The organism is Chitinibacter fontanus (assembly GCF_013423785.1).
Taxonomy (GTDB): Bacteria; Pseudomonadota; Gammaproteobacteria; order Burkholderiales; family Chitinibacteraceae; genus Chitinibacter; species Chitinibacter fontanus.
The window spans coordinates 992,781-1,004,794 of sequence record NZ_CP058952.1 but is presented as its reverse complement, the minus strand read 5'-3'; the positions used below and the strand labels follow the sequence as shown (position 1 = coordinate 1,004,794).

Annotated in this window: 8 protein-coding genes; 2 read left to right on the top strand and 6 right to left on the bottom strand. The window is 51.3% G+C overall.

Going from position 1 to position 12,014, the window contains the following annotated elements; all coding sequences use genetic code 11:
* Positions 1–198: 198 nt before the first annotated feature.
* Both HZU75_RS04765 and HZU75_RS04760 read left to right on the top strand, forming a co-directional pair.
* Entirely contained in the window at positions 199–1,374 is a 1,176-nt protein-coding gene (locus tag HZU75_RS04765) for a UbiH/UbiF family hydroxylase (RefSeq protein WP_180308029.1), read from the top strand.
* Between the two features lie 8 nt (positions 1,375–1,382).
* A complete protein-coding gene (locus HZU75_RS04760; RefSeq protein WP_180308028.1) occupies positions 1,383–2,105 on the top strand; it encodes a DsbC family protein in 723 nt (240 codons plus the stop codon).
* Positions 2,106–2,202: 97 nt separating this feature from the next.
* Here HZU75_RS04760 and HZU75_RS04755 read toward each other — a convergent pair whose 3' ends face one another.
* The 6 genes from HZU75_RS04755 to HZU75_RS04730 form a co-directional block, all read right to left on the bottom strand.
* Positions 2,203–4,614, bottom strand: coding sequence for an ATP-binding protein (locus HZU75_RS04755; RefSeq protein ID WP_180308027.1), 2,412 nt, complete (start codon positions 4,612–4,614; stop codon positions 2,203–2,205).
* A gap of 93 nt (positions 4,615–4,707) precedes the next feature.
* The gene (locus HZU75_RS04750; protein WP_180308026.1) at positions 4,708–7,131 is read right to left on the bottom strand and encodes an ATP-binding protein; all 2,424 of its coding nucleotides are present in this window, start codon (positions 7,129–7,131) and stop codon (positions 4,708–4,710) included.
* Between the two features lie 106 nt (positions 7,132–7,237).
* Complete coding sequence (locus HZU75_RS04745; protein WP_308419449.1) at positions 7,238–8,407, bottom strand: ABC transporter ATP-binding protein; 1,170 nt, start codon at positions 8,405–8,407, stop codon at positions 7,238–7,240.
* 21 nt (positions 8,408–8,428) lie between these two features.
* Positions 8,429–9,271, bottom strand: a complete 843-nt coding sequence (locus HZU75_RS04740; protein ID WP_180308025.1) for a carbohydrate ABC transporter permease — start codon at positions 9,269–9,271, stop codon at positions 8,429–8,431.
* Positions 9,272–9,280: 9 nt separating this feature from the next.
* Complete coding sequence (locus HZU75_RS04735; RefSeq protein ID WP_180308024.1) at positions 9,281–10,192, bottom strand: carbohydrate ABC transporter permease; 912 nt, start codon at positions 10,190–10,192, stop codon at positions 9,281–9,283.
* Positions 10,193–10,516: 324 nt separating this feature from the next.
* Positions 10,517–11,773 (bottom strand): ABC transporter substrate-binding protein, encoded by a 1,257-nt coding sequence (locus HZU75_RS04730; RefSeq protein ID WP_180308023.1) that lies wholly within the window; start codon positions 11,771–11,773, stop codon positions 10,517–10,519.
* Positions 11,774–12,014: the final 241 nt, after the last annotated feature.

The following is a 12,014-nucleotide window of genomic DNA, read 5'->3' as shown; positions in this document are numbered from 1 at the left end:
GCAGTGCGTCTCTATTTTCTCTTGCTTCAAATCACCAAAAATCACAACTGATACACCCGTCTAGGGTATTGCCTTCAATGGATTAATTTTCTTTGATTCTAGGCTTATACACCTCAATGTATCTGCATGACTTCTGCGATTAATAATTCCCAACTTCAGTCGGTGTTGCGTTGGTTTAGACGATGTTAAACTAGCACCATGAAAACCTATGACGCAGATTTAATTATTGTCGGTGGTGGCTTGGTTGGTGCCGCTTTGGCGCTCGCGCTGAAAAACACTACTTTAGATGTGATTTTGCTGGAAGGCCGTGCACCGCAGCTTGATTGGCCGCTCGATACGTGGGATCAGCGTGTCTACGCAATCAGCCGCGCTAGTCGTCGTTTACTGAACGAGATTGGTGCTTGGCCTCGGATGCGTGTTGAGCGCCTGACGCCGATTTCTGCAATGAAAATTGCAGGCGATGCACCGCATAGTCGATTGGAGTTTGCCGCACTTGAGTCGGGTGTGGATGAGTTGGCATTTATTATTGAAAATCGTGAACTGCAACGTGCTCTGTGGTTGGCCTTGGATGACTGCAGCAATGTGCGGGTGATGACTTCAGTTACAGCCAGTGCCTTACAGATTGATTATGATGCTGCCACGCTCACGCTAGCAGATGGTCATCAATTGAGCGCCAAGCTGATTATTGGTGCCGATGGCGCAAACTCCTGGGTGCGTCAGCAGCTGGCTATCCCTTCAAGTGCTAAATCCTACGAGCAATATGGCGTGGTTGCCAATTTCGCCTGTGAGAAGCCGCATTACGGTGTGGCCCAGCAATGGTTTATGCCGGATGGTATTTTAGCTTGGTTGCCGCTGCCCAATCAGCAAATGTCGATGGTTTGGTCGTGCAGTGAAGACCGCCGGAATGAACTTTTAACCCTTTCGGCAGACGAACTGGCTAAACAAGTCGCACAAGCAGGACAATCGCGTTTAGGCCAACTTTCAGTGGTTACGCCTGCCGCTGCTTTTCCGCTGAAATTAACGCAGGTGGCCGACATTGCCCGATCGCGTGTGGCTTTGGTCGGCGATGCGGCGCATACCGTGCATCCTTTGGCGGGGCAGGGCGTGAATCTGGGCTTTGGTGATGTAGCTGAGTTGGCCAAGGTGCTGGCTAGTGTTCATCCGGATCGGATTGGTGATGCGCTGGTGCTGCGCCGCTATGAGCTGGCCCGTCGCGAGTCGGTGCTGCTGATGCAGACGGTGTGCGATGGATTACAGGTTTTATTTAATAATCACAACCCAATACTCAAATCATTGCGTAATATCGGTCTGACTATGACCGACTCATTGCCGTGGATTAAGCGCCAGCTAATTCGCCACGCGATGGACTCTTAAGGAAAGCTATGAAACACCTTGTTCGTATCATGATGGCCGCAGGTTTACTGGCTGTTGCTGCTTGCTCAGCTCAAGCTGATACTCCGCCGAAAGATTTGAAAGCCACCTTGACGAAAAAACTGGGCCGCCCAGTGGATGCGGTTAATTCAACGCCTGTGAAAGGTATTTACGAAGTGGTGATGGGCAAACGCCAAATTATCTATACCGATGCCAAAGGCGACTATGCATTTGTCGGTGAGATGATTGATGTTGCTAAAAAAGAAAGCATCACTGAAAAGCGCATTGCGGCCTTGATGACCACAGATTTTGCCAAATTACCGCTGGCTGATGCCGTCAAAATCGTGCGTGGTGATGGTAGCCGTAAATTGGCGGTATTTACTGATCCCGATTGCCCCTTCTGCAAACGCCTAGAGCAGCAAAGTTTGGTTGGCATTGATAATGTCACCATTTACAACTTTTTGATGCCACTGCCTGGCTTGCACCCAGATGCTGTGCGTAAATCAGCCATGATCTGGTGTAGCAAAGACCAGTCTGCATCTTGGCGCAATTGGTTCTTTGAAGGCAAGCTACCTGATAATAGCCCCGAGTGTGATAACCCGGTGCAGCGCAATATGACTCTGGGTGAATCCTTGGGTATTAGCGGCACCCCGGCGTTAATTTTTGCCAATGGGCAAATTGTGTCGGGAGCTATTCCGCGTGAGCAGATTGAAACATTGCTCGGCGCGAAATAATTAGCCTGCATGCGAAAAAGCCACCCATCTGCGGGTGGCTTTTTTGTGGGTATTGCCTTAAAGGCATCTTTCTTATTGGTTTGCAGGTTTATACCCTCTATTCCTCGACCTGAAGATTGATGGGGGCGATCAGAGGCAATTTCAGGGTAAAGCGGGTAAATTGTCCGGGTTCACTTTCCAGTTGCAACTCGCCGCCCAAAATACCAGTGACTAGGTTGTAGGCAATATAGAGCCCCAAGCCACTGCCACCTTTGCCAAGTTTGGTGGTGAAGAAGGGGTCAAAAACTCGCTTCTGAATCTCGGTATTCATGCCAATACCATTGTCTTCATAGATGATTTTGACATGCTGAGCATCGCAAGGCTCAGCGTGCAGTGTCATTAGCCCCGCCGGTTTGTCCTCAAAACCATGCAGCACGCTATTAAGAATAAAGTTGCTAAATACTTGTTCAAGTGGGCCTGGATAGCTGTCAAACAGCCAGCCGGCAGCGATTTGGTTATCAACACGATGCTGCGTCATTTTGAGTTGGGGGTGTAGCATCGCGAGCACCTCATTCACAATTTCTGCCAAATCAAATGCTCGGCGCCGTGTGCTATCGGTATCAACCGCCACTTGTTTGAAGTGAGAAACCAGATCGCTGGCGCGGCGAATATTGCGTTCAATTAATTGATTGGCCACGAGGTTATTGGCGATAAATTCCTCTAGTGCCGATTTCTTCAATGCATTGTTCTGAAGCTGACGATTGATCTCCTGGCTGCTGGCGCTTAGCGTGGTGCTACAGGTGAGTGCTGCCCCAAGCGGGGTATTGAGCTCATGCGCAATACCGGCCACCAAGCTACCTAAAGCGGCTAGTTTTTCTGACTGAACCAGTTTATCCATCGCCAGGCGCAACTCTTGATTACTTTGTGCCAAGGCTTGGGTGCGCTCTTTCACACGGGTTTCTAGTGCTTCATTCGATTCAATCAAGCGGACGTTCAATTCATGAATTTCAGTTTGAAAGAGTCGTCGTTCCTGATTGCTCATTGCCCGCACGGCTATATCAGCGATCTGGCTGGCATGCTGAATATCATCGGGCACCCAGTTACGTTGTTCGCCCACATGCTCGAAAATCAGCCAGCAGTATTGATTGGTGCTAATAACAGGAAATACCAGAATGGACGGGATGCCACGGCTTTGTAAGTATTGTTCAGAGAAATCCCAAGCATCGGGGTGGTGTTGTGCATCATGGGCAATCAGCGATTTATGCATGCCAATTGACTTCATAAAAACAGGTGCGCGGGCGTATTCGATTGGTTCTTCACTAATAAATTGCCGTAATTTCTGATCGTACAAGCTCAGGCAACTTAGACGATCTTGCTGCGCCGTGGAGACCCATAGCCCTACGCGCTGTACATCCAGAATCTGCGTAGCCGCCTCGGTGATGACCGGACCAAATTCGGTCAATTTGCCGTGCTCAATGGCCTGATGATTGGCCAGATTAATTAGCATGGTGCCCACGCTCAGGCGCAGGCCGGTTTTTTGTTCCAGCTCCGCGCGCTGTTCTGGTTGCGTGCTGTTATTGATCTGCTGCTGGAACTCAAAGCCCGCTTTTAGCTCGGCCAGCGCCTGCGGCATATCAAAAAGGGCTTCGGCGTATTGGGCTGCAGCTAAATGCTGGCGCATTAAAATATGCGAGAAATTATTTTCTGCCGAAATTTTCTGGCCTTGATGGATAAAATCGAGTGCTGTTTGCCAGTGTTCTTGCTGGGCTTCGATTTCGGCCATCGCGCTGTAAATATTGGCTTCTCCCCACTGATAGCCCACTTGGCGGGCCAGTGCGAGGCCATTTTGTAGTAGGGTCTGGGCGCTTTCCAGTGCAGCTTCATCAATCGCAATCTCACCCAGACGGAAATAAGATTCAGCGGCATAGTCAGGATAATGACGCGCTAAGCAAATGGCCAGAGCACGCTCGAGGGCGACTTTTGCTTCCTGATTGCGATGGCATTTAAGCAGATTGACCCCCAGATTAATCTGGATTTTGGCATCCAGATAAGGGTCATCAATTTCATTAATGCGTGCGGCGGCGGCTTGATGAAAAACGATGGCCGATGCCGAATCATTAAGCGCATCATAAATTTGTCCTACGCCCACTTTGGCCAGCATCCAGGTTTTGGGGTCGGATTCAGCCAGCTCAATACAGGTTAGCCAGTTTTGTAATGCAGTGCGGTAATCGCCTTTGGTGTAGTGCAGGCGCGCAATTTGCTCGTAAATGCGTGCCTCGAGTATGAAGTTATGCAAAGCCTGTGCTTGTTGTACTGCTTCATACAGCACATTGCGCGCTTCGAATGCCTTCCCTTCATGATCCATGATTTTGCCGTACAACTCGGCGGCACAAATCTGGTAATACGGCAGCCGTGCTTCACGGGCTTGGTCGATTAGCTCAACGCATAGCTGGCGGGATTTTTCCGGCTTAAGGTGCCAATCTTGCTCGATTTGAGCAATTTGAGCTGCGAATTGGGCTTCAGTAGGCATGGGGTTGCGCTCAGTCCTGCGGGCGACGGGTTAAAATCAGTTTGGCATAGATTGACGCATTTTGCGGCAAATTTCAGGGTTGCTGCACGGGTATTACGCTTGAACTTCAGCGGCTTGCGACTCAGGGGCAATACGTGGAATTCTTAGTTTAACCTTGGTGTATTGCCCTAGAGCGCTTTCTATTTCTAGCTTGCCAGCTAATACCTCACTCAGTAGGTTGTTCGCAATATACAAACCAAGGCCGCTATGTTCATTATGCAATGCGCGGGTATAAAACGGCTCCAGCACGCGCTGCAATTGCTCAGGGGCTATGCCGATTCCGTTGTCATGGCATTCGACGATAATTTCGTCCCCTTGGGCGTAGGCGCTAATTTCAATTACGCCTGCACGACGCTGGGCAAAACCATGAAACACGGCATTTTGAATCAAATGGGTGAGGATTTGTTCCAATGGGCCAGGGAAACTATCGAGTTCCAGTTGTCTGGGGATATTCAATAAGATCCGGTGCCCTTGGTGGCGCAGCTGACGCGATAGCATCTTGGCCAAATCGCTCACCGTTTCATATAGATTAAAGTGGCGGCGACGCTCGCTGCTGGTATCGACGGCAATCAGCTTAAATTGACCAACCAGCTCGCTGGCCAGTGCAATTTTATCCTCAATGATTTTGCCTTGCGCCTCGGTGGTGGCAATGTATTGCTCCAGGCTCGAGCGCTTAAGTTGGCCTGAGCTTAATTGTTGTGCAATCTGCTTGCTGTGCTGGTTGAGTACATTGCTGTGTTCCAGCGCATCGATCAGCGGCGGTATTAGCTCGTTGGAAATACCGGTGACTAGGCGTCCTAAGGCGGCCATTTTTTCGGTTTGCACCAGCTGGCTCATGGTTTGCTCTAGCTCTGCATTGCTTTGTAGCAAGCCTTGCGTTCGCTCCTGCACTCGGTTTTCCAGCTCGGTATGTGCTTCGCTAAGCCGTGCATTCAGGATATGAATTTCATCTTGAAACTCTCGTCGATCCTGATTACCTAAGGCCCGTGCGGCAATATTAGCCAGTTGATTGCCCACCTTGATTTCGTCGGGTAGCCAGTTACGTTGCTGGCCCGTTTGCTCGAATAACAAGATATAAATCCGATCATTATGATGAATCGGAAAGGCCATGATTGAATAAATATGCCGCTCTGCCAAATACGCTTTGGCGATGTCCCAAACAAAATGATGGTGGGCGGCATCATGCGCGATGATGGGTTGATTGTGCTCCAAGCTGGAGAAAAAAACCGGCATCATTCGCCGTTCTAGCACCGGCATCTGGGCGGTTTCCTGCCGTGCATATTGGCACTCTAGCCGTTGCTTATCTTCGCTAAGTAACCAGATGCTGACGCGCTCTAGCTGTAATAAGCTGGCACTTTCTTGCGCCAGTAAAGGCCAGTAATCCGCCTGATCACCATGTTCGATTAGCCGGTGGTTGGCTAGATTGACCAGTTTGCTACTGGCGCTGGCGCGTAGATTAGTTTTTTGCACCAGAATATTGTTCTGTTCGCTTTGCTGCGCCTGCTGTAGCGCCGTTTGCAAAGCCACCCCGGCTTTGAGCTCTTGTATCGCCAAAGCGATTTGCCCCGCTTGTTCAGCATTGTGGGCGGCGGCCTGATGTAACCGCATCAGTACTGGGGTGAAGTGGTGATTTTTGGCGATGACCTGTGCGGTAAAAATGCATTCCAGTGCGGCATCGTAGCGCTGATGGCGCGAATGTATTTGCGCCATATTGCTTAAAATTGTCGCTTCGCCCCAGCGGTAATTTACTTTGCGGGCAAAGCTCAGCGCCTCAGTCAGCAAGCTCATCGCATCATCAAGCTGATTTTCTTTGAGCGCTATTTCGGCCAAACGCGAATACGATGTAGCCGCGTAATCGGCATAATCATTGGCCAGACAAATTTGGCGCGATGTTTCTAGTGCTATTTTGGCCTGCGATAGCTGATCGAGTTTGAGCTGTACCACGCCGATATTGATTAGAATTTTGGCATGCAGGTACGGATCATTCACTTCATGAATGCGGTTGAGTGCTTTTTGGTGAAATAGCAGTGCTGTTTGGCATTCGCCCAATGCATCGTAAACCTGTCCAACGCCGACTTTAGCCATCATCCAGATGGCGGCTTCGCCCTGCTTGAATTCCGATAATTCAATACAGCGCAGCCAGTTTTGTAGGGCTGTAGGGTATTCGCCTGCCGTGTAGTGAGAGCGCGCTATCTGCTCGCATACCCTCGCTTCAAGTCGGAAATTGTGAATGGCTTGTGCCTGTTGAGCCGCTTCATATAATAGATTGCGTGCCGTGATGGCTTCACCGGCATGATCCATGATTTTGCCGTAAAGCTCAGCGGCATAGATTTGTAGTAAGGTGGCGTGTTGTTGACGCGCATGACCAATCAAGGCTTCGCATGCTTGGCGTGCCTGCAGCGGTTGCTGATGATAAATGCTTTCAATATGCGCCAGTTGGGCGGCAAGCTCATCCGCGATGACAGTAGCGTTAGGCATTGGTGAGGCGTGGGTTGGTCCAAAAAGCCGTCGCAGAAAATAGCGACCGCTGTGGCAGCATAGCGCAGTTGCCCATCTGATGCTATGCCGCCACGCAAGCGCTGATCTAGCCGTGGCGTGAAGAGCGCATATTGCCTGGTTTTAGGCGGCGCAATGCTTGGCCATCGGCATCAAACACGTGAAATGAGCTGCTGGCCGTGCTAATTGTAATTGCGCTGCCAATCGCCACTTCACGCTCGCCATCGCCACGCACCACAATGTCATCGCCGTTGGCCAATGTTAAATACAGGTAATTGGCTTCGCCCAAATGTTCAACCAAATTGACGGTGCCAGTGAAGGACTCATCACCCACATTGCCTTCCAGAATGTGTTCCGCACGGATGCCAACGGTCACCTCGTCATTGGCTTTGAGGCGGCTGGCATCAACGGTGGCGTGAATTTCCTGCCCACCTTTGAGTGCAATGTGCGCGCCATGCTCGTTGACCGCAATCACTCGACCTTTGAGTAAATTCATCTTCGGCGAGCCGATAAAGGTGGCGACAAATAGATTGGCCGGCTGTTGATACAGCTCCAGCGGCGTACCGGCTTGCTGGATATGCCCATCGTGCATCACCACGATTTTGTCGCCCAGTGTCATCGCTTCGACCTGATCATGCGTCACATACACCATGGTGGCGTTCAGCTCGCGGTGCAGTTTGGCGATTTCTAGCCGGGTTTGTACGCGCAGTGCGGCGTCCAGATTGGAGAGTGGCTCGTCAAACAGAAATAGCTTTGGCTCGCGCACAATCGCACGGCCAATCGCCACGCGCTGGCGCTGACCGCCCGATAGTTCGCGCGGCAGACGTTCGAGCAGGTGATCGATTTTCAGAATCTTGGCGGCATTTTTAATGCGCGCATCGATCTGGCTTTTGCTCTCGCCAGCGATTTTCAGGCCGAAAGCCATATTTTTGTACACGCTCATGTGCGGGTACAGCGCATAGCTTTGAAACACCATGGCGATGCCGCGCTCGGCCGGAGGCAGATCGTTTACCACCGTGTCGCCAATCGATAATTCGCCACCGGTAATCGATTCCAGCCCACACAGCATGCGCAGCAGCGTGGATTTGCCGCAGCCCGATGGGCCAACCAGCACCACAAATTCGCCGTGTTTGATGTCGAGGTTAATGCCATCCAAGACCTTGGCTTTGCCATCGTAGGATTTGGATAGATTATTCAGTTTTACTGTTGCCATGATGTATTCCTTTGCTGGGGTATGTTCACCCAGATCAATATTCATTTAGCTCAGAGAGCAATACCTTTATTTCACCGCGCCCGAGGTCAAGCCACGGATCAGTTGGCGCGAGAAGATCATGTACATAATCAGCACCGGAATCACCGCCAGGCTCAGGCTGGCCAGCACCGAATTCCAGTCAGTAACGTACTGCCCGATAAACTGCTGCACGCCCAGCGTGACGGTTTGGGTTTCTTCACCCGGCGCCAGAATCAGCGGGAACCACAGATCATTCCAGACCGGAATCATGGTAAACACCGCCACCGTCGCAACGGCAGGGCGAATCAGCGGCAAGATGATCTGGAAGAAAATCTTGAATTCACCGACGCCATCGCAGCGCGCCGCTTCTTTCAGCTCTTTCGGAATCTGGGCGATAAATTCGCTCAAAATCATGATCGCCAGCGGCAAGCCCTGCGCGGTGTAGACCAAGATCAGCGCGGTGAGGGTGTTGATCAGATCAAACTTCACAATCAGCTCGAGGATCGACACGGTGCCCAAGCGAATCGGCACCATAATGCCGATGGCCAGATACAGCGCCAGCAGGCGATTGCCACGGAATTTATATTCCGCCAGCGCCCAGGCGGCCATGGCGCCAAACAGCAAAATCAGCGCCAGCGATACCAGTGTGACCGTCAGGCTGTTGCCGAAATACAGCATGAAATGCGATTTGGCGATGACCTTTTCAAAGCCACCGAGGAAAAACGTTTCAGCCGTCGGCAGCGCCAGCGGGTCGTCAAAAATGCCGGCGCGGCTTTTAAAGGCATTAATCAGAATCAGGAGGATCGGAAACAGCGCCAACAGCGTGTAGCCGCCCAGCACCAGATGCACGCCGGCACTGGAGAGCGGTCGGGTGATTTTATGAGTTTTCATCGCACAGCCTCACAGCTCGTAACGTGTCAGCTTGCGCTGCACGAAATAGAAATACGTTCCCACCCCGGCGAGGATGACCAAGAACATTAGCGTGGCCACGGCCGCGCCCATGGTTGGGCTGCCGACCTGGCTTTGGTAGCCAAAGAAGGTGCGGTAAAACAGCGTGCCGAGAATGTCGGTGCTGTAGTTCGGGCCGGCGATGGCGCCTTTGACTGAGTAAATCAGATCAAAGGCATTGAAGTTACCAACAAAGGTCAGGATGGTGACGAGGCCCAGCGTCGGTAAAATCAGCGGCAGTTTGATTTCCCAGAAAATGCGCCACGCCGAAGCGCCTTCGACGTGTGCGGCCTCGACGATGTCTTCTGGCACAGCCAGCAGCGCGGCGTAAATCAGCATCATCGGAATCCCGACAAACTGCCACACCGAAATCAGCGCCAGCGTAATCAGCGCGCTGCTTTCCTGCCCGAGCCACGGCGCGAAATAATCCCCGAGGCCCACCTTGGCCATCAAGCCTTCCGACACGCCCCACAGTGGCGACAGAATCAGCTGCCAGATAAAGCCAATAATCACCACCGATAAGAGTGTCGGCAGGAAAATCAACGTGCGATAGTGGCGCGCGCCTTTCAGGCCCTTGAGCGAGAGCAGCGTGGCGAGCACGAGGCCAATTGGGTTTTGGATCAGCAAATGGATGAAGAAAAACTTGCAGTTATTCCACATCGCATTCCAGAACGCGGCCGACCAGGCCGGATCGGTGAGGATGGTCAGGTAATTACTGAGCCCGGCAAAATGGGTGCTGCCGGTATCGGTGGTGGCGTAAAAGCCCAGCCGCAGGGTATCGAGCAGCGGCAAAGCGCTGAACACCGAATACACCAACACGGCTGGGGCGAGAAAGACGGCAATATGCCATGGCATGCGTTTCATCGCAGGCTCCCAAACAAAAAACAAAACCAGCCCATTCCACGCGTAGCAGCAATGGTCGGAGCAGATTTTCAGGCATAAAAAGGGCCGACGATGGTGGATGAAACCACCGCCGGCCAACACTCACTTGAAGAGTGAGAGGAGGAGATCAAAGAGGCTGCGCTATCCTTGCTTACTTGGGCGATCCACAGTGCGATGAGCAATGCACTGTAGCTAGCCAATCCGCAATTTTCGCGGCAGCGCGACGGTGGTTTTACCGTCGATAAACCGGGGGTATTGTGCAATGAACCAATCCAGAGTTAGGACTGATAGCAATACCCCTTGAGTTTATTTTTGTTGTGGCTTATACCATTTGGCAAAGCCAGTCTGGATTTTGGCTGCGGCATCTTTTGGCGCCATTTTGCCGTTCAAGACTTGCGAGCTCACATTCCACAACTCGTTTTCCATCGCTGGCTCGCCGCGATTCATGATCTGCGCGTTCAGGCGAATGGTTGAGCTGCAGGTTTTACGCCAGTCGATCATTTGTTTGGCCACAGGGTCTTTCACGCTAATTAGGTGATTCGACAATGAGAAGAAGCCGGTGACTTTGTTGGTATACAGATCGGCAAACTCTTGTGAGCCGAGCCACGCGAGGAATTTATACGCGTCGGCTTTGTTTTTGCCTTTCGGATTTACGCCCATGCCGATGTCGGTGTGATCCGAAATCTGGCATTTGTCGCCGGCTTTGGCCACTGGGGGTGGGAAGGCGCCGAAATCCAGGCCTTGCTGGTTGAAATAAGCAATATCCCATGAGCCGGCTGGGTAGATGCCGGCTTTGCCCATCGCGAACAAGTTTTGGCTATCGGCATAAGTTTGGGCTGATGCGCCTTTACTCAGATACGGGCCCCACTTGGCCATCTGGTCCCACGCGGCCACAAATTGCGGGTCGGTAAATTTGGCTTTACCGGCGATCAGCGCTTTACGGCCTTCTTCGCCTTTCCAGTAGTTAGCACCAATGCTAGTGAATACGATCTGATTTGATTCCCACTGATCAGCTGTGCCCAGCGCGATTGGCGTTTTACCCGCTTTTTTCAAGCCTTCCAGTACGGTAAAGAATTCAGCTTGGGTTTTTGGTACGGCCAGATTCAATTCTTTAAACATTTTCTTGTTATAAAAGAAACCATGAATCACCGAAGCCATCGGCATACAGTAGGTGTCTTTACCGTCATCCGTTTGCCAAGCCACTTTGGCTGAGGCTGGGAAGTTTTCCATGCCGGCTTTGCCATCGAGTTTTTCCAGCTGACCTTGTTTAAACAGCGTCAGCGATTTATCAAATGGGCGGCAGGTGATCAGATCGCCAGCGGTGCCACCCGTGAGGCGTGCCGTGAGCGATGAATCGTATTCGGTCGGTGCGGTCGGAGCGAATTTGACCTGAATGCCAGGGTTTTTCTTTTGGAACGCGGGAATCAAGACATCTTCCCAGAGCGTTTTGTCATCAACGCGCCAAGATTCAATGGTGACGGTGCCCGCTTGTGCCGCGCTGGCGGCCAAGAGTGCTGCAACGAGTGTGGTGCGTACTGATGCTTGGTAAAGCGTGTTATGCATGATCGAATATCCTTGAGTTAGCCGTGATCTTTTGCCACGGTGCAAGGAAATTATCACGTGCTTGGATGTGACACTATTTCAGGGGTTTTACAGCGATAAAAAAATATAAACTATTGATTTTTAATGATTAATGTCGATTTTTGTTTTGTGTAGTGCAATTTATTCAATTACAAATGTTAACGAAAGCCCGCATCGCCAACTAGGGACAACTGAGTGAAAATAAGGGTTCAATGAGATTATT

What these genes read in the sequence shown, in the direction of transcription:
- HZU75_RS04730 (WP_180308023.1), bottom strand. Translation starts at nt 11,773, where the DNA reads ATGCATAACACGCTTTACCAAGCATCAGTACGCACCACACTCGTTGCA.
- HZU75_RS04740 (WP_180308025.1), bottom strand. Translation starts at nt 9,271, where the DNA reads ATGAAAACTCATAAAATCACCCGACCGCTCTCCAGTGCCGGCGTGCAT.
- HZU75_RS04750 (WP_180308026.1), bottom strand. Translation starts at nt 7,131, where the DNA reads ATGCCTAACGCTACTGTCATCGCGGATGAGCTTGCCGCCCAACTGGCG.
- HZU75_RS04765 (WP_180308029.1), top strand. Translation starts at nt 199, where the DNA reads ATGAAAACCTATGACGCAGATTTAATTATTGTCGGTGGTGGCTTGGTT.
- HZU75_RS04735 (WP_180308024.1), bottom strand. Translation starts at nt 10,192, where the DNA reads ATGAAACGCATGCCATGGCATATTGCCGTCTTTCTCGCCCCAGCCGTG.
- HZU75_RS04760 (WP_180308028.1), top strand. Translation starts at nt 1,383, where the DNA reads ATGAAACACCTTGTTCGTATCATGATGGCCGCAGGTTTACTGGCTGTT.
- HZU75_RS04755 (WP_180308027.1), bottom strand. Translation starts at nt 4,614, where the DNA reads ATGCCTACTGAAGCCCAATTCGCAGCTCAAATTGCTCAAATCGAGCAA.
- HZU75_RS04745 (WP_308419449.1), bottom strand. Translation starts at nt 8,407, where the DNA reads ATGAATATTGATCTGGGTGAACATACCCCAGCAAAGGAATACATCATG.